The 16,281-nt window shown below is 60.9% G+C and carries 16 protein-coding genes and 3 tRNA genes; 9 read left to right on the top strand and 10 right to left on the bottom strand.

Going from position 1 to position 16,281, the window contains the following annotated elements; genetic code table 11:
- Nucleotides 1-123: 123 nt before the first annotated feature.
- From sthA to DFO46_RS08425, 5 genes are all read right to left on the bottom strand, one after another.
- Entirely contained in the window at nucleotides 124-1,548 is a 1,425-nt protein-coding gene (gene sthA / locus DFO46_RS08445; protein ID WP_110793112.1) for a Si-specific NAD(P)(+) transhydrogenase, read from the bottom strand.
- Between the two features lie 156 nt (nucleotides 1,549-1,704).
- On the bottom strand, nucleotides 1,705-2,517 hold the full coding sequence (gene radC, locus DFO46_RS08440; RefSeq protein ID WP_120278191.1) for a DNA repair protein RadC: 813 nt from the start codon (nucleotides 2,515-2,517) through the stop codon (nucleotides 1,705-1,707).
- Between the two features lie 172 nt (nucleotides 2,518-2,689).
- Entirely contained in the window at nucleotides 2,690-3,514 is an 825-nt protein-coding gene (gene map, locus DFO46_RS08435) for a type I methionyl aminopeptidase (RefSeq protein ID WP_120278190.1), read from the bottom strand.
- A 40-nt stretch (nucleotides 3,515-3,554) separates the two neighbouring features.
- A complete protein-coding gene (gene sfsA / locus DFO46_RS08430; RefSeq protein WP_120276996.1) occupies nucleotides 3,555-4,274 on the bottom strand; it encodes a DNA/RNA nuclease SfsA in 720 nt (239 codons plus the stop codon).
- Nucleotides 4,275-4,291: 17 nt separating this feature from the next.
- On the bottom strand, nucleotides 4,292-4,675 hold the full coding sequence (locus DFO46_RS08425) for a helix-turn-helix domain-containing protein (protein ID WP_120276995.1): 384 nt from the start codon (nucleotides 4,673-4,675) through the stop codon (nucleotides 4,292-4,294).
- Nucleotides 4,676-4,752: 77 nt separating this feature from the next.
- Between DFO46_RS08425 and DFO46_RS08420 the strand changes: the two genes are divergently transcribed.
- Entirely contained in the window at nucleotides 4,753-5,082 is a 330-nt protein-coding gene (locus DFO46_RS08420; protein WP_120276994.1) for a nuclear transport factor 2 family protein, read from the top strand.
- Nucleotides 5,079-5,876: an SDR family oxidoreductase gene (locus DFO46_RS08415; protein WP_120276993.1), complete on the top strand. Its 798-nt coding sequence runs from the start codon at nucleotides 5,079-5,081 to the stop codon at nucleotides 5,874-5,876. The genes DFO46_RS08420 and DFO46_RS08415 overlap by 4 nt, the downstream gene beginning before the upstream one ends.
- A gap of 34 nt (nucleotides 5,877-5,910) precedes the next feature.
- Here DFO46_RS08415 and phaC read toward each other — a convergent pair whose 3' ends face one another.
- Nucleotides 5,911-7,743 carry a class I poly(R)-hydroxyalkanoic acid synthase gene (gene phaC, locus DFO46_RS08410; RefSeq protein WP_120276992.1) on the bottom strand — a complete coding sequence of 611 codons (1,833 nt, stop codon included), beginning with the start codon at nucleotides 7,741-7,743 and terminating at the stop codon, nucleotides 5,911-5,913.
- A 162-nt stretch (nucleotides 7,744-7,905) separates the two neighbouring features.
- Between phaC and DFO46_RS08405 the strand changes: the two genes are divergently transcribed.
- The 4 genes from DFO46_RS08405 to recJ all read left to right on the top strand — a co-directional run bounded on the left by DFO46_RS08405 (nucleotide 7,906) and on the right by recJ (nucleotide 13,145).
- Nucleotides 7,906-8,310 (top strand): SHOCT domain-containing protein, encoded by a 405-nt coding sequence (locus DFO46_RS08405; RefSeq protein ID WP_120276991.1) that lies wholly within the window; start codon nucleotides 7,906-7,908, stop codon nucleotides 8,308-8,310.
- 227 nt (nucleotides 8,311-8,537) lie between these two features.
- Nucleotides 8,538-9,755 (top strand): LL-diaminopimelate aminotransferase, encoded by a 1,218-nt coding sequence (locus DFO46_RS08400; RefSeq protein WP_110793105.1) that lies wholly within the window; start codon nucleotides 8,538-8,540, stop codon nucleotides 9,753-9,755.
- Between the two features lie 73 nt (nucleotides 9,756-9,828).
- On the top strand, nucleotides 9,829-11,148 hold the full coding sequence (locus DFO46_RS08395) for a homoserine dehydrogenase (protein WP_120276990.1): 1,320 nt from the start codon (nucleotides 9,829-9,831) through the stop codon (nucleotides 11,146-11,148).
- A gap of 191 nt (nucleotides 11,149-11,339) precedes the next feature.
- Nucleotides 11,340-13,145, top strand: coding sequence for a single-stranded-DNA-specific exonuclease RecJ (gene recJ / locus DFO46_RS08390; protein WP_120276989.1), 1,806 nt, complete (start codon nucleotides 11,340-11,342; stop codon nucleotides 13,143-13,145).
- 36 nt (nucleotides 13,146-13,181) lie between these two features.
- Here recJ and DFO46_RS08385 read toward each other — a convergent pair.
- The 3 genes from DFO46_RS08385 to DFO46_RS08365 form a co-directional block, all read right to left on the bottom strand.
- Nucleotides 13,182-13,256 (bottom strand) — tRNA-Glu (locus DFO46_RS08385).
- A gap of 180 nt (nucleotides 13,257-13,436) precedes the next feature.
- Nucleotides 13,437-13,511: transfer RNA gene (locus tag DFO46_RS08380), tRNA-Glu, on the bottom strand.
- Nucleotides 13,512-14,316: 805 nt separating this feature from the next.
- Nucleotides 14,317-14,565, bottom strand: a complete 249-nt coding sequence (locus tag DFO46_RS08365) for an Arc family DNA-binding protein (protein WP_120276986.1) — start codon at nucleotides 14,563-14,565, stop codon at nucleotides 14,317-14,319.
- Nucleotides 14,566-14,655: 90 nt separating this feature from the next.
- Between DFO46_RS08365 and DFO46_RS08360 the strand changes: the two genes are divergently transcribed.
- Genes DFO46_RS08360 through DFO46_RS08350 form a run of 3 tightly spaced genes read left to right on the top strand, consistent with a single transcriptional unit; the run spans nucleotide 14,656 to nucleotide 16,090 of the window.
- Nucleotides 14,656-14,805, top strand: coding sequence for an Arc family DNA-binding protein (locus DFO46_RS08360; protein ID WP_245422537.1), 150 nt, complete (start codon nucleotides 14,656-14,658; stop codon nucleotides 14,803-14,805).
- Between the two features lie 11 nt (nucleotides 14,806-14,816).
- Nucleotides 14,817-15,038 carry a hypothetical protein gene (locus tag DFO46_RS08355; protein WP_120276985.1) on the top strand — a complete coding sequence of 74 codons (222 nt, stop codon included), beginning with the start codon at nucleotides 14,817-14,819 and terminating at the stop codon, nucleotides 15,036-15,038.
- Nucleotides 15,035-16,090 (top strand): tyrosine-type recombinase/integrase, encoded by a 1,056-nt coding sequence (locus DFO46_RS08350; protein WP_120276984.1) that lies wholly within the window; start codon nucleotides 15,035-15,037, stop codon nucleotides 16,088-16,090. The genes DFO46_RS08355 and DFO46_RS08350 overlap by 4 nt, the downstream gene beginning before the upstream one ends.
- 93 nt (nucleotides 16,091-16,183) lie before the next feature.
- On the opposite strand, the gene DFO46_RS08345 is transcribed toward DFO46_RS08350, so the two are convergent.
- Nucleotides 16,184-16,258: transfer RNA gene (locus DFO46_RS08345), tRNA-Glu, on the bottom strand.
- Nucleotides 16,259-16,281 lie beyond the last annotated feature (23 nt).

The following is a 16,281-nucleotide window of genomic DNA, read 5'->3' as shown; positions in this document are numbered from 1 at the left end:
AAGTGCCGCAGACAGGCGGGCTGAAAGTGCGCCACCTTGGCATGAGTCGTATCGTCCGTCATCCGTCCACCTGCGGTGGCGATGCGCGGACGAACAATGCGACAGGCAGCGGTGCGAACAGGCCTATTCGGCGGCCTTGCGTTCGATCTTCTCGATCTTCAGCTCGCCCATGCGGTTCCAGGCGTCGAGGCCGGCGATCTTGTAGGCCTCCGCCAGCGTCGGGTAGTTGAAGGTGTTCTCGACGAAATACTCCACGGTACCTTTGAGGTTGAGCACGGCCTGGCCGATATGGACGAGTTCGGTCGCCCCTTCACCGACGATGTGGACGCCCAGCAGGCGGCGGGTCTTGTGCGAGAAGATCATCTTCAGCATGCCGCTGTCGAGGCCCATGATATGGCCGCGCGAGGTCTCGCGGAAATGCGCGATGCCGGTCTCGTAAGGGATGCCGCGCTGGATCACTTCTTCCTCGGTCAGGCCGCAGGTGGAGATCTCCGGCACGGCATAGATGCCATAGGGGAAGAACTGCGGCGGCTCGTGGGCCGGTGCGCCCACCGCGTGGCGGGCGGCGATACGTCCCTGCTCCATCGAGGTCGAGGCAAGCGAGGGAAAACCGACGACGTCGCCGGCGGCATAGATGTTCGGCACGGAGGTCTGGAAGGTTTCCGGATTGACCTTCAGGCGACCGCGATTGTCGGCTTCGAGGCCGATGGCGGACAGGTTCAGCGTGTCGATCGCGCCGACGCGGCCGGCGGCATAGAGCACCATCTCCGCCATGAGGATTCGCCCGTTCTTCAATGTGACGCGACACTTGCCGTCGACCTTCTCGACGGTCTCGACCGTCTGGCCGAAGATCAGCTTCATGTTGCGGTCGCGCAGCTGGTAGGTGAAGTCCTCGACGATCTCCTTGTCGATGAAATCGAGCATGGTGTCGCGTGGTTCGACGACGGTGACAGCAGTGTCGAGTGCGGAGAAGATCGTCGCATATTCGATGCCGATGACACCGGCACCGATGACAATCATCGAGCGCGGCAGATCCTTGATCTCAAGGATTTCGTCACTGTCGAGGACGCTGGCGCCGTCAAAGGGGATGTGGGTCGGGCGGAAGGGACGGGTGCCGACAGCGAGCAGCACCGAATCGGCTTTCACATGCAGGACTTCGCCATCATCCTTGGTCACCTCGATCGTGTGCAGATCGAGAAAGCGGGCGGTCCCGCGCAGCTGCGAAACCCGGTTGCGCGAAAACTGGTGCTCCAGCACCTCGACCTCGTGGTCGAGCGTGATCAGCAGACGGCGGCGCAGGTCCTCGGCCTTGATCTCCTGTTTGACGCGGTAGCTGCGGCCATAGAAGCCGCGCTCGCGCCAGCCGGTCAGATTGAGGGCTGTCTCGCGCAGGGTCTTGGAGGGGATGGTGCCGGTATGCACGGAGACGCCGCCGACGCGGGTGCCCTTCTCGATCACAAGAACCTTCTTTTCCAGCTTTGCCGCCTGGATCGCGGCGCGGCGGCCGGCTGGTCCGCTGCCAATCACGACGAGGTCATACTGGTTCATGGGGCGCCCCTGATTCGTCAAATTTCATGCTGCAGTGCAATGTCACGCACAAAACATATCAGGGCAATCTAACCGTTTCATTATCATGGCGAGCCAAAAGCGGAATCCGGCAATCTATTGCGTCAAAGCGACAGCCAGCAGCGGCGGCACAGGCGCTCAGATCAGCCGGAGTCCTCTCAGGCTGGCGTGACCATCTTTCCCGATAATGATGTGGTCGTGGACGGTGATGCCGAGGGGCTTTGCGGTGTCGACGATCGTGCGCGTCATGTCGATATCGGCGCGGGAAGGCGTGGGGTCGCCGCTCGGATGGTTATGGACGAGGATGATCGCGGTGGCAGAGAGTTCAAGCGCGCGCTTGACCACCTCGCGCGGATAGACCGGTGTGTGATCGATCGTCCCACGCCCCTGGATCTCGTCGGCGATCAGGACATTGCGCTTGTCGAGGAAGAGGATGCGGAACTGCTCGGTGGTCTCATAGGCCATGGCGGCATGACAGTAGTCGATGACGGAGGACCAAGACGACAGCACCTGCTTCTCTCGCAACTCGCTCTTCAGCATCCGCTGAGCGACATTGGCGATCAGCTTCAGGTCGAGGGCCACGCTTTCGCCGATTCCCTTGACCTCCTGCAACAGCGCCGGCGGCGCGCCGATGACGCCGCCAAGTGTGCCGAAGCGGGCAATCAGCGCCTTGGCAATGGGCTTGGTATCGCGCCGAGGGATGAGGCGGAACAGCAGAAGTTCGAGGATTTCGTAATCGGCCAGCGCCGTGTCGCCCCCGTCGCGGAAGCGGTTCCGCAATCGCTCACGGTGCCCAAGGTAGTGCGCTTCAGGCTGAAGCGCAGCCCGTGAGGATGCGGCCTTGGCCAGATTGCTCTCCCGCGCCGGCTGCTCCGCAAAGAAGCTCCGTTCGTCGACGGAATGGCCGGAATGGGATCCATCCATGCCGAAGAGATCGCTCGGCTGTTTCATCGCCGCACCGTCGCCGCGCAACGGTTCGTCTGAGAAAGGAAGCTTGCTCGTCATGCCACCCCAATCCTGACCATCATGGTCGAGCGGCGCATGGCCGCGCGGATATAGTGACACGACTGCCGCCGTGCGCAAGTTCAAGTTGCGGTGACGTGTGCTGTCGTCCTCTGCGAGATCAGCCGAGGCCAGGCCGGTCGAGACCGGCAGGCGAGAGCGTGAAGATCTCGCAGCCCGTGGCGGTAACGCCGACCGTGTGTTCGTACTGGGCCGTCAGCGACCGATCCCGAGTGACAGCCGTCCAGCCGTCGGACAAGACCTTCACATGCGGCTTGCCGAGATTGATCATCGGCTCGATCGTGAAGATCATGCCCTCGCGCATTTCCGGTCCTTCATCGGCCTTGCCGTAATGCAGGATGTTCGGGCTGTCGTGAAACAGGCGTCCGACGCCATGGCCGCAGAAATCGCGCACCACCGAGCAGCGCTCGGCCTCCGCGAAGGTCTGGATCGCCTCACCGATCGCGCCTGTGCGGGCACCGGGACGAACGGCTCCGATGCCACGCATCAGGCATTCATAGGTGACTTCCATCAGCCGTTCCGCCGCCCGCTTGATTTGTCCGACCGGATACATGCGGCTGGAATCGCCATGCCAGCCGTCGAGCAGGAAGGTGACGTCGATATTGACGATATCGCCGTCACGCAGTGGCTTGTCGTCGGGCATGCCGTGACACACGACGTGGTTGATCGAGGTGCAGACGGAATATTTGTAGCCGCGATAGTTCAGCGTCGCGGGTAGCGCGCCGTGATCGGCACCGAATTCGAAGACGAAGCGGTCGATCGCCGCCGTCGTCACGCCGGGCTTGACCATTGGTACCAGCGCGTCGAGACAGCGCGCCGTCAATTGGCAGGCGCGGCGCATGCCCTCGAAGGCTTCGGCATCGTAGAGCCTGATGGCACCGGTGTTTTTCAGGGGCGCCGTGGCCGCGTCGATATAGGTGACCATGAAGTCGCTTTCGGAATGTCTCATCTGGGGGCTTGGCCGTTCATAATCCACCAACCCCCGCCTCGTCTATCGGGATCAGCCGTTGTGGGGCGATTTTGGCCGGATCGAGCCGGCAGGAGACGGCATAGGCCTCGACGCCGCGGCCAATGGCGCGGCTGAAGGCCCGGCCATAGCCTGGGTCGAGATCGCCGCAGATCTTGAGACGCGTGCAGTCATTTCGCTGGATCACGAACAGCATGGCGGCGCGAAAGCCGGCCTCCACCAGATCCCCCATCTCGTCGAGATGTTTGGCGCCGCGTGTCGTGACGCTGTCGGGAAACTCGGCAAGGCCTGATGTCCGGGTGAAATGCACATTCTTCACTTCGACGTGGACGCTGCCCTTGATCGGATCCTCCAGCAGAATGTCGATGCGGGAGTTGCGGCCATAGCGCTGCTCGCGCTTCAGGATCGCAAAGCCGGACAGGGCAGGGACAAGGCCGGCCAGAATGGCTTCCTCGGCAAGCCGGTTCGGCAATGCCGTGTTGACCCCGACAATCGTGCCGTCCGCCTCGATCAGCTCGAAGGCATGAGCGTATTTGCGGTTCGGCGCATCATGTTGCGATAGCCAGATCCGCGAACCCGGCTCGGTCAACCCACGCATCGAGCCGGTATTGGGGCAAAAGCCGGTGATCGCACGGCCATCATCAAGCACGGCATCGAACAGGAACCGCTTGTAGCGGCGGATGAGGGTGGCGGGCACCAGCGGCGGATCGAAGATCATCTCGGCCTGTGAACGTCTCAGGAAGCGGGTTCGTCAGCGGGCTTGTTGATCGCCCATGTCAGGAGAGCGTCGAGCGCGGGGCAAAGCGCCTGTCCCCAGTCCGTCAGGCAATACTCGACCTTCGGCGGCACCTGGTGATGAACGATGCGTCGCACGATCCCATCCTGTTCCATCTGGCGGAGCTGCTGGATCAGCATCTTTTGCGAAATTCCCGGAATGGATCGCTCGAGTTCGGAGAACCGCAAAACGGCTCCCCCGAAGAGATGAAACAGGATCACCAGCTTCCAGCGGCCCTCAAGGATCCGAAGGGCGTTTTCCACGCCCGCGGCGCCATCGGCTGCGGTGTGAAATACATCCTTACTTTTTAGTGGGTACCTTACTTTTTCGTCTGTTCTTGTCATTTCTTACACGTAAGCCCATTTTGGTTTTCGAGCAAGCGCGCTGCTCTTTCGCTAACCGAAACGAGAGATTTGATCCCATGTCGAATACGATAACGGGGCCGGTAACGGCCTATTTCGAAGGCAGAAATGCGCGCAATTTCAAGCAGGCCCTGTCAGGTTTTGCCGAGGATGCGGTCGTCCGCGACGAAAGCCGAATGCATCGCGGTCTTGAGGCAATCAGGGTCTGGATGACCGAAACGATCGCGGCCTATGACGATCGTTCCGAGCTTCGTGCTGTTGAAAACAAAGGCGATCATGTCATTGCCACGGCCGAGGTGTCCGGTCATTTTCCGGGCAGCCCGATCATCCTTCGCTACCGTTTCGAGATGAAAGATGGCGCGATTGCCAGCTTGGAGATCGCCCCATGAGCGTGGCGTTCAGGATCGATCCGACGGAGTTCGCCGGCAAACGCGTCGTTGTGACCGCCGGCACGATGGGAGCGGGTGAAGCGATCGTCACGCGTTTTGTAAGGTCAGGAGCAAAGGTGGTCACGGCTGCGCGTTCCCAACCGCAATCAGTGGATATCGGTGTGCATTTCGTCCAGGCAGACCTGTCGATGCCAGAGGGCATCGCTTTGCTCGCAGACCAAGCCCTGTCACATCTGGGCGGGGTGGATGTTGTCGTCCACTGCCTCGGTGGTTCATCCACCCCCGGAGGCGGCTTTCAAGCCGCGACCGAGGCCTACTGGCAGCAGGAACTATCGCTCAACCTTCTGGCGGCTGTGAGGTTAGACCGACTGCTGGTTCCACAGATGATCGAGCGCGGGGAGGGCGTCGTGATTCATGTCGCCTCGATCCAGCACCGATTACCGCTGCATGAATCCACCATCGCCTATGCCGCCGCGAAGGCGGCACTCGCAACCTATAGCAAGGCACTGTCGAAGGAACTGGGACCATCAGGCGTGCGGGTCAACACGGTTTCTCCCGGTTGGATCAGGACGTCTGCCGCAGACCGTATGGTGGAGCGACTGGCCGAAAGCGGCGGGACCGACGAGCAAACCGCCCGGCAGAGCATTATGGATGCGCTGGGCGGCATCCCCATTGGCCGGCCGGCCTGGCCGGAGGAGGTCGCCGAACTTGTGGCCTTCCTGTCCTCCGGGCGAGCCGCATCCATCCATGGTGCAGACTATGTGATTGATGGCGGGACGATCCCGACCGTGTGATGGTGCTGGCAGCCGCCAGACCGTTCGGGTGAAGTTAGACTCGGACGAGCACGTTCCGCCCAGGCGCATCGGCGATGGCGTTGAGCGCGTCTCCACCCGGCTTGCGGGCGGGGGCGCGGGTCGCGTCGAGGCTCTCGATCCAGGTCTGCCAATGCGGCCACCACGAGCCCGGCGTTTCCTTGGCCGTATCCACCCAGTCATCATAGTTTCCAACGGCCGGGCCGTTGGTCCAATACTGGTATTTGGTCTTGTCCGGCGGGTTGACGACGCCGGCGATGTGCCCGGAGCCGGAGAGCACGAACTGCACCGGTCCGCCGAACAGGGAACTGCCGACGAACACCGATTTCGCCGGGGCAATGTGGTCTTCGCGCGTCGCCAGATTGTAAATCGGGATGGTGACGTCCTTCAGCGACAGACGTTTGCCGGCGAGCTCCATCTTGCCCTGGCTCAGCGTGTTGTTGAGGTAGCAGTTGCGCAGGTAGAAGGAGTGGTTGGCGGCCGCCATCCGCGTCGAATCGGAATTCCAGTAGAGAAGGTCGAAGGGCGTCGGGTCCTGGCCCTTCAGGTAGTTGTTGACGAAATAGGGCCAGATCAGCTCGGAGGCCCGCAGCATGTTGAAGGCGGCCGCCATCTTCGAGCCGTCGAGATAACCTGTCTCCTGCATCCGCTCTTCCAGGCTGTGCAACTGCTCCTCATCGACGAACACCTTGAGGTCGCCGGCATAGGTGAAGTCCACCTGCGTCGTGAACAGGGTCGCACTCGCGATCCTTTCGCGCTTTTCCTGCGCATGCAGCGCCAGGGCTGCCGCCAGCAGCGTGCCGCCGACGCAGTATCCGATGGCATTGACCTGTTTTTCGCCCGTCGCCTTCTCGATCGTGTCGAGCGCGAAGTCGACGCCCTCGCGGATATAGGCTTCCCAGTCCTTCTTGGCGTGCCGCTCGTCAGGGTTGACCCAGGAGATGACGAAGACCGTCTGTCCCTGGTCGACGCACCATTTGATGAAGCTCTTCTGCGGATTGAGGTCGAGGATGTAGAACTTGTTGATCCAGGGCGGGCAGATGAGGAGAGGGCGCTTCAGCACCGTCTCGGTCGTTGCATCATACTGGATCACCTCGCAGATATCGCTTTGGGCGATCACCTTGCCGGGTGTGATCGCCATGTTTTCGCCGACGGCGAACTTGCTCGTATCCGTCTGGCGGATGCGCAGATCCCCGCCGCCAGCGGTAATGTCTTCGGCAAACATCTGCATGCCCTTGACCAGATTGGCGCCACTGCTCGCCACCGTCTCGCGGTAGAGCTGCGGATTGGTCGCGACGAAATTGGCAGGCGAAAGTGCTGCCGTGATTTGCCGCATGTAGAAGTTCGCCTTGTGGCGGGTATGTTCGTCGAGCCCGCCGGCTTCGTTCACCATCTTGTCCGCCCATTGCGACAGAACGAGATAGGTCTGACGCAGGAAGTCGAAAAAGGGATTGCGCTGCCAGTCCTCGTCGGAGAAGCGCTTGTCCTTGGGCAGGGGATCTTCGATCGTCTGGTCCGGCTCGGCGAATCGCGTCATCGATCGGCTCCACACGCCGAAGATGGCGTTGAGCAGATGCGTCTGTGCTTCCAGGGTCCGCTTGGGATCGGACATCCAGAATTCCGCGACCTTGCCCATGGTCTTGACCATTTCGGCTACAGGCTCAGACAGGGGATCTGGCAGATCGCCGCCCTGTCGGGGTTCGAGCCATGCGGATGCCGCTTTTCCCAGGTTTTCCAGGGCTCTGGCGGCATTGACGGCGAGCGCCTGCGGATCCTTGATGATGTATGGCTCGATCAGCTTGGGATCGAATGCAGTGCCAGCCCCGCTCTCGTCCCGTATCCTGTCCATGGCGTCCTCCCCGGGATTGTTCTGGCGTCTTTTGTGTTTGCCTATCCTGCATGAAAACGACTACAAGTTCCAGCGATTGGCGCATAGTCTTTCGCAGGTGATCGATCGCTGCGCCCTTGCAGATCGTCAATTTTCCCGCAGGTGGAGCGGAACATCGAGGCCATGGTGGAGAGCTTACGCATTATTTTCGGTCGAAGCGGTCAGGCCGCCGTGTTTTGTGTCGTCGCGCTCGCCGCAGGCGCCGGTTGCCAGTCCGCGCCGGCCCCGGCGGCCGTTCCGACAGCGACTGGCCTTGAAGTCACGGTCGAGGATGCCGACCAGCCGGAGCCGGCGACGCCCCGCCCGACCTATTCCGATGGTTATCCGAGTTTCGCGGGTTCACTGAATGCCGCGAATGTCCAGATGACCAATGAAGAGGCCCAAGCCTTGCAGTTTCGCCTGACGGCGCTCAGCCAGGCACGCAAGGCCGGAACCATCTCGGAAGCCGAGTACCAGGCCAAGCTTAAGGAACTGCGCAAGCTGGCCGCCGAGCACGGTGCCGACACCCAGGCGCTGATTGCCAAATAGCACTTGCGTTTGAGCGGGATTTTCCGCAAAGCAGCCAGGACGTTGCGGCGTGCTTTTTCGTTCCGGGCAAGGCTTGGAACCGGATTTGCGACAAGATTTGCTGTCAGCGTTCTGGTTGGGATATCATCACCCGTCTCCGGTTTTGCGGTTCGTTGCGGAGCGTGTGTTCACTGGGAAAACGAGCGCGCCTGCCGCGGACAAGACCCGCGCGGTTTCAGGGGTTGAAGATGGAAGAGTTTCACAAAGTCCGGCGGCTGCCGCCTTACGTTTTCGAACAGGTCAACCGTTTGAAGGCGAGCGCGCGAGCCGGTGGAGCCGACATCATCGACCTCGGTATGGGCAATCCCGACCTGCCGACCCCGCAGGCGATCGTCGACAAGCTGTGTGAAGTGGTCCAGGACCCGCGCACGCACCGTTATTCTTCGTCCAAGGGCATTCCGGGCCTGCGCCGCGCCCAGGCCGCCTATTATGCTCGGCGCTTCAACGTGAAGCTCAATCCGGATACGCAGGTCGTCGCCACCCTTGGCTCGAAGGAAGGTTTCGCCAACATGGCGCAGGCCATCACGGCTCCGGGTGACGTGATCCTGTGCCCGAACCCGACCTATCCGATCCATGCCTTCGGCTTCCTGATGACCGGCGGTGTCATCCGCTCGATTACCGTCGAGCCGGACGAGACCTTCTTTCCGCCGCTCGAGCGTGCCGTAAAGCACTCGATCCCGAAGCCGCTGGCGCTGATCCTGAATTACCCGTCGAACCCGACGGCCATGGTGGCAACGCTCGACTTCTACAAGGACGTGATCGCCTTTGCGAAGAAGCACGACATCATCGTGCTGTCCGACCTTGCCTATTCTGAAATCTATTTCGACGGCAACCCGCCGCCATCCGTGCTCGAAGTCCCGGGCGCCATGGACTGCACCGTCGAGTTCACCTCGATGTCGAAGACTTTCTCCATGCCCGGCTGGCGCATGGGTTTTGCCGTCGGCAACGAGCGGCTGATTGCGGCCCTCACACGTGTCAAATCCTACCTCGACTACGGTGCCTTCACGCCGATTCAGGTGGCTGCAACCCATGCGCTGAATGGCGACGGTTCCGACATCGCGGAAGTCCGTAGCGTCTATCATCGTCGCCGCGACGTCATGGTCGAGAGCTTCGGCAAGGCCGGCTTCGAAGTGCCGCCGCCGGCAGCCACCATGTTCGCCTGGGCGAAGATCCCCGAAAAATTCCGCCATCTCGGTTCGCTGGAATTCTCCAAGCTGCTGGTCGAAAAGGCGGACGTCGCCGTGGCCCCCGGCATCGGCTTCGGTGAAATGGGCGACGAATATGTCCGTCTCGCTCTTGTCGAAAACGAGCACCGCATCCGCCAGGCTGCCCGCAACATCAAGAAGTTCCTGTCGACGGCGGACGAGACCATGCACAACGTGATTTCGCTCAACGCTCACCGTTGAGCGCCCACATGTGAGCAAGTGGCGGCGCGTTCGACGCCGCCTTTCATCTCCCTTATGACGTCAGGAATGCCCCATGGCTGATGCCCTTAAAATCGGCGTGGCGGGACTGGGTACCGTCGGTGCCTCGCTCGTCCGGATCCTCCAGCAACGGGCCAACGCGCTCACCGTCGCCTGCGGCCGTCCGATCCGCGTGACCGCCGTTACGGCCCGCGACGCGACGAAGGACCGCGGCATCCTGATGGATGGCATCGCCTGGTATGCCGACCCATCTGAAATGGCGGAAAAGGCCGACATCGATGTCTTCGTTGAACTGATCGGCGGCGCGGAGGGCGCCGCTGAACTCTCCGTGCGGGCCGCCCTGACGCGTGGCCTGCATGTGGTGACCGCCAACAAGGCATTGCTGTCGCGTCACGGTGTTGAACTGGCGAAGATCGCCGAGGAAAAAAGCCGGCTGTTGAACTACGAAGCGGCGGTTGCCGGCGGCATCCCCGTGATCAAGACCCTGCGCGAATCGCTGACCGGCAACAATTTCACCCGCATCTATGGGATCATGAACGGCACCTGCAATTACATCCTGACCCGCATGGAGCGGGAAGGGCTGTCATTTGCCGATTGCCTCAAGGAAGCCCAGCGCCTCGGTTATGCCGAGGCCGATCCGAGCTTCGATATCGAGGGCAATGATACGGCGCACAAGCTGTCGATCCTGACGACGCTGGCCTTCGGCTGCGAAATATCGGCCGACAAGATCTATCTCGAAGGCATCACCAACATCTCGATCGAGGACATCCATGCGGCCGCCGACCTCGGTTACCGCATCAAGCTCCTCGGCGTGGCCCAGAAGACCGAGAGCGGCATCGAGCAGCGCGTCCATCCGACCATGGTGCCGCTCGACAGCGTGATTGCCCAGGTCGACGGCGTGACGAATGCGGTAGCCCTCGAATCCGACATTCTGGGCGAGCTGCTGATGGTCGGCCCGGGTGCCGGCGGCAATGCCACGGCCTCAGCCGTGCTCGGTGACATCACCGACATCGCCAAGAGCCGCCCCGGCGCGCAGGATGTGCCGGTCCTCGGCCGTCCCGCCCATCTGCTCGAGCCCTACCGCCAGGCGGAAATGCAGAGCCACGAAGGCGGATATTTCATACGCCTGACCGTCCAGGATCGCACCGGCGTCTTCGCCAGCATTGCGACCCGCATGGCGGAAAACGCGATCTCGCTCGAATCGATCGTTCAGCATTCCAAGGAGCCGGCGGCTCCCGGCCGGCCGCAGACGATCATTCTCGTCACCCATGCGACGATGGAGAGTGCTGTGCGCACAGCCGTCGGTGCCATCAAGGGTGAGGGCTATCTGATCGGCGAGCCGCAGGTCATCCGCATCGAGCGACCCAAAGGCTGATCGGCGCGCCTCCAGACCTCGGGCGATCCACAGCCGCCATTGGGCATCCCGGCATGCGCCTGTAGCCTCCGCGTGTTTCTCAGGCTAGGGATAGAGGAACGCGGCAGTGGCGGGAATAGCGCCCGCTCCGTGACCGTATGCGGATGGACGGCGCGCCTTCAGGCGACCGCCGGGTCCATCAGAGAGCAGGCATGTCGAACGAACCAGTCGATCCCGTCATCCGGTCTTTTCTGAGTGTCGATCAGTCGGCGAGCGGCCAGCGCTGGATGTCGCGTGCCGACCAGGCGGGCCTCAACCGGGCGCTTGCCATCAGCCAGGTGCATGGCATTCCGGAACTCGTCGCCCGCGTGCTCGCTGGCCGAGGTGTCGGCGTCGACGATGCACCGGCCTTCCTAGACCCGACCATCCGCAGCCTCATGCCGGATCCGTCCAGCCTGACCGATTGCGACAAGGCAGCCGCCCGCATTGCCGATGCTGTAAACGCCAAGGAGCGGGTCGCCATCTTCGGCGACTACGACGTCGACGGTGCGGCATCCTCCGCTCTGATGTTTCGCTTCCTGCGCCACTTCGGAGTCGAGGCGGAGATCTACATTCCGGATCGCATCTTCGAAGGTTACGGCCCGAATGCGGCGGCGATCGACCAACTCATCGAGCGCGGCGCCAATCTCCTGATCACGGTTGATTGCGGATCGACCAGCGTGGAGGCGCTGGGTGCCGCCGAACGGCGGGGCGTAGATGTTGTGGTCATAGACCATCACCAGATGGGCCATGAAATGCCGGTCTGCCACGCGCTGGTCAATCCGAATCGCGAGGACGATCTGTCGGGGCAGGGGCATCTCTGCGCCGCTGGCGTGGTTTTTATGGTGCTGGTTGCAACGCTGCGCCGCCTGCGCGAGGCCGGCCATCCCTTCGCCCGCTCGCTTGATCTGCTCGCATGGCTTGATCTTGTGGCGCTTGCCACGGTCTGTGACGTGGTGCCACTGAAGGGCCTCAACCGCGCCTATGTCACCAAAGGGCTGATTGCCGCCCGCCACCAGAACAACGCGGGCCTAGCAGCCCTGTTGAAGGTCGCCGGCATCGGCGGACCCGTCACGCCCTATCATTTCGGCTTCCTCGTTGGCCCGCGAATCAATGCCGGTGGCCGCATCGGCGATGCAGCGCTTGGTAGCCGGCTGCTGACCCTCGACGATCCCTCCGAGGCCGACCAGATCGCCGCCAAGCTCGACGAACTCAACCGCGAGCGCCAGGCGATGGAAGCGATCATGCTGGCCGAGGCAGAGGCCGAGGCGCTGGCCGAATACGGCACGGGCGAAACAGCCGGCGTCATCGTGACTGCCAAGGATGGCTGGCATCCGGGAATCGTTGGCCTGCTAGCGGCACGCCTGAAAGAGCGCTTCAAGCGCCCGGCCTTCGCCATCGCCTTCGATCCCATGGGGAAGGGGACCGGTTCCGGTCGCTCGATCAACGGTTTCGATCTGGGTCGTATGGTGCGCGCCGCCGTCGACAACGGTATTCTGGCCAAGGGCGGCGGCCATGCTATGGCGGCAGGCCTTACCGTCGAGCGCGGCAATCTCGGTCGTCTGCGCAGCTTTTTCGACGAGCAGGCGACGGCCCAGGTCACGGCGCTCGCCGCCAACCAGACCCTCAAGATCGACGGAGCGATCGGTGCATCCGGCGCGACGCTGGCGTTGGTAGACCAGCTCGAATCGGCAGGTCCCTATGGCTCCGGCCATCCGCAACCGATCTTTGCCGTACCACTGCATCGGCTGAGGGATGTGCGGCCCGTGGGCACCACTCATATCAAGGTCACGCTGGAGGGCATGGACGGCTCGCGCCTCGAAGGCATCGCGTTTCGCGCCGCCGAAACCGACCTCGGTCATTTCCTGATGAACAGCCGCGGCAACCAGATCCATGTCGCGGGCACGCTCAGCGCCGACCACTGGCAGGGCAACCGACGCGTACAGTTCCGGATCCTCGATGCCGCAAAGGCGCCATAAGGCCAGAACCACGCTTCATTTTCTGGAAGATCGAAGTGGCACGCCCTAGGGGAGTCGAACCCCTCTTCCCAGAATGAAAATCTGGTGTCCTAACCGATAGACGAAGGGCGCGTGCGCTTCGGTGGCGCCCTTATGGCCGGAACTTTCGGCAAGTGCAAGCGCTTTCGACAGCCATGGAACGATTTTTTCCACAGCGGAATCGAGTGTTTTTCGAAGCGTAAAACGCTTGTCGCGGCAAGAGCTTAACTTGCTCTGCAGGCGGATGACACGAGGAGTGGGAGAAGATCGAAGTGGCACGCCCTAGGGGAGTCGAACCCCTCTTCCCAGAATGAAAATCTGGTGTCCTAACCGATAGACGAAGGGCGCGTGCGCTTCGGTGGCGCCCTTATAGTCACGGTGATTTTTGACCGCAAGCGGAAATTTGATGCCTCTACAGACAAAATTCGAAGAGCCGGAAAGACGTGCATGGCCGAGCGTAGTCAGTCGACGCAAGTGATCGCTCGCTACAGGCTTCGATGGAATGAGAGGAAGATCGAAGTGGCACGCCCTAGGGGTCTGGCACTAGCTATGGTTTTCAATCACTTGCATTGGCTAACAGCGCCAAAAGCGGGGATTGAAAACAAAAAGCTATTTCCGCGATTGGCTAACGCTCTAGCCTTCTAAATGAAAAAGCCCCGGGCAGCAACCCCCGGGGCTTCTAGTGTCATCGAGCCGCTCTAAAGCTCTGAGGAAACACTCACACTCAGAATTTATCACGGCTCTTAGATGATGCAACGGAAAATCATCATTGGAGCTTGATCCATGAATAAAAATGATGGGTGGCTTAAAGCCTCTACTGACCGCCTCACACCGATGGTGAGGGCCAAGATCGTTGCGGGGGCCACACCAGCGAACGCTGAGGCGCACGTGAAGGACACGGACAACCCGGACCCCTCGCTGACCATCTGGCAGCGCACCAGCACGACCGTTGTAGCTGAGCACGACACGGGAACGGGTGCTGCCGTACTCCCTAAGAACATCGTGGGCCATGACAGCATCCCCCGTGTGGCGCGGTGGAGGAAGATACTTATATGCCCATCTGCTGTAGCCGGCATTTGGTCCGTCGATCATCGGACGGTAGGTTAAATAGTACGGTTTATCGAGTGGCATGCGTCCCCCGGTGAAACTAGTTTCACTTTTCTCGTTTTTCCAAAACCAACAAGCGCTGTTCTAGCCATTCCACCTTTTCAGACAGGCGGGACAAATCCGCATGCCGCGCCGGGGTATCATCCATCGGCGCTGCTGGACTGCGGAATGACGCCTCCAGCCTCGACACGATTTCAGAATTCAAGGTGCGATTGTTTTGCTTCGCCGCCGCCTCGACCTGTCTTCGCAGATCGGCAGAAAGACGGATTTTCATATCAGGTGGGTTTTGTGTCATGGGCCGATTATTACCCCGTCACGGGGTTGACGGCAATATGGATCTAGTTATACCCCAATATGGGTAAAATAAAAACCCATTGAGGTTCTGATGAAAACTTGCGATCTGAAAATCCGCCTGCCCGAAGAACTCAAGAAGTGGCTGGCTTCCCGTGCCGAAGACAACGACCGCAGCTTGAATGGCGAAATCCTCGCTATGATGAAGTCCGTCCAGCGCGCTGAGAAGCAGCCGGCAGCCTGAGGAGGTAAGTGATGCTCCCATTCCTCGAAAAGGCGCTTGCCGCCAAGCCAAAACCGAAGAAGACCGGCCTTAGCGTTGTCAACGTGAAGAAGGTCGTGAAGGCTGTGGAGAGTATGGGCAAGACAGCGACCACCTTAACAGTGTCCACCGACGGCTCTGTAACCGTGTCCATCGGTGAATTGTCGCCAGCCGATGCGCCTGTGGCGAACGTCTGGGATAAGGAGCTGCAATGATCCGGCACAAGCTCCCCAAGTACGTGCAGATGCACAAGGACCCCCGTGACGATAAGAAGTGGCGTATCTACTACCGCCGTGCGGGGAAGCCCAAGATCGCTTTGCGCGGTCCGATCTACTCCGAAGACTTCTGGAGCGATTACCGGAAGGCTGAGGCGGGCGAAGAGGTGCAGACCGGGGCAGGGGCATCCAAGACCATCCCCGGCACCGTCAATTCCCTCATAGTCAAATACTACGCCTCAGCGGACTTCCTCGAACTCGCTGCCGCCACCCAAAGGAATTACAAATCGGTGCTGGAGCCGTTCCGCACTCAGTACGGGAATAACCCGCTGGCTGGTCTACGTCGCGAGCACATCAATGCCATCTTGAACAAGCGGGCGCTCAGCTCGACTGCGCAGGCAAAGAACCTGAGCAAGCGTCTTTCGACACTGTTCAAGTTCGGCTTGGATTTCGGCCTGATCAAGGAAAATCCGATGATCGGCGTCAAGCGGGTGAAGCACGAAGAGACGCACTATGAAATGTGGACGGATGCCGAAATAGCGGCCTATCGGAAGAAGTGGCCGGAAGGAACCCCTCAGCGTGTAGCGCTTGAAATCCTGGTATATACCGGCTTGCGCCGCAGCGATGCGGTGCGGTTGGGTCCGCAGCATGTCAAGGATGGCCTGATCACCATCACCGCACAGAAGACCGGGGTGGAGTTGCATATTCCTGTCCACCCAAAGCTTCGCCCGTTCCTATCCATCCGTCGAGACGTAAAGCTCATCAACCTGACCACTTACATATCAACAGTGCACGGCAAGCCGAGGTCGGAAAAGGCTTTCACGAACTACGTGAAGGAAGCCGCCACAGAAGCAGGACTACCTGCAAGTCGGTCGCCTCATGGGCTTCGCCGTGCAGCGTGCAGAGCGCTCGCAGAGGCAGGGTGCACAGTCTGGGAAATCATGTCCATCACCGGACACCAAAGCTCCAAGGAAGTGGAGGGATACGTGGCCGATGTGGACAAGAAAAAGCTGGCCAAAAGTGCCATGGCCAAATGGGAGGCGACGTCTTGAGAACGGACGGAAAACGAAAACTGTCTAACGCTGTAACCCCGTTAGCCAATGTGCTCTGTAAGGCATTGAAATCTTTGCGGGGGGAGATCGAAGTGGCACGCCCTAGGGGAGTCGAACCCCTCTTCCCAGAATGAAAATCTGGTGTCCTAACCGATAGACGAAGGGCGCCTGCGCTTCGTGGCGTCCTTATA

Origin of the sequence: Rhizobium sp. AG855 (assembly GCF_003610655.1) — a bacterium.
Classification (GTDB): domain Bacteria; phylum Pseudomonadota; class Alphaproteobacteria; order Rhizobiales; family Rhizobiaceae; genus Allorhizobium; species Allorhizobium wuzhouense.
The sequence above is the reverse complement of the archived record's forward strand: the minus strand, read 5'-3'. Positions and strand labels throughout refer to the sequence as shown.

Excerpts from the sequence above, each read along its gene's own strand:
- sthA (WP_110793112.1), bottom strand. The coding sequence starts at position 1,548 with ATGAACCAGTATGACCTCGTCGTGATTGGCAGCGGACCAGCCGGCCGC.
- radC (WP_120278191.1), bottom strand. The coding sequence starts at position 2,517 with ATGAAACAGCCGAGCGATCTCTTCGGCATGGATGGATCCCATTCCGGC.
- map (WP_120278190.1), bottom strand. The coding sequence starts at position 3,514 with ATGGTCACCTATATCGACGCGGCCACGGCGCCCCTGAAAAACACCGGT.
- sfsA (WP_120276996.1), bottom strand. The coding sequence starts at position 4,274 with ATGATCTTCGATCCGCCGCTGGTGCCCGCCACCCTCATCCGCCGCTAC.
- DFO46_RS08425 (WP_120276995.1), bottom strand. The coding sequence starts at position 4,675 with ATGACAAGAACAGACGAAAAAGTAAGGTACCCACTAAAAAGTAAGGAT.
- DFO46_RS08420 (WP_120276994.1), top strand. The coding sequence starts at position 4,753 with ATGTCGAATACGATAACGGGGCCGGTAACGGCCTATTTCGAAGGCAGA.
- DFO46_RS08415 (WP_120276993.1), top strand. The coding sequence starts at position 5,079 with ATGAGCGTGGCGTTCAGGATCGATCCGACGGAGTTCGCCGGCAAACGC.
- phaC (WP_120276992.1), bottom strand. The coding sequence starts at position 7,743 with ATGGACAGGATACGGGACGAGAGCGGGGCTGGCACTGCATTCGATCCC.
- DFO46_RS08405 (WP_120276991.1), top strand. The coding sequence starts at position 7,906 with ATGGTGGAGAGCTTACGCATTATTTTCGGTCGAAGCGGTCAGGCCGCC.
- DFO46_RS08400 (WP_110793105.1), top strand. The coding sequence starts at position 8,538 with ATGGAAGAGTTTCACAAAGTCCGGCGGCTGCCGCCTTACGTTTTCGAA.
- DFO46_RS08395 (WP_120276990.1), top strand. The coding sequence starts at position 9,829 with ATGGCTGATGCCCTTAAAATCGGCGTGGCGGGACTGGGTACCGTCGGT.
- recJ (WP_120276989.1), top strand. The coding sequence starts at position 11,340 with ATGTCGAACGAACCAGTCGATCCCGTCATCCGGTCTTTTCTGAGTGTC.
- DFO46_RS08365 (WP_120276986.1), bottom strand. The coding sequence starts at position 14,565 with ATGACACAAAACCCACCTGATATGAAAATCCGTCTTTCTGCCGATCTG.
- DFO46_RS08360 (WP_245422537.1), top strand. The coding sequence starts at position 14,656 with ATGAAAACTTGCGATCTGAAAATCCGCCTGCCCGAAGAACTCAAGAAG.
- DFO46_RS08355 (WP_120276985.1), top strand. The coding sequence starts at position 14,817 with ATGCTCCCATTCCTCGAAAAGGCGCTTGCCGCCAAGCCAAAACCGAAG.
- DFO46_RS08350 (WP_120276984.1), top strand. The coding sequence starts at position 15,035 with ATGATCCGGCACAAGCTCCCCAAGTACGTGCAGATGCACAAGGACCCC.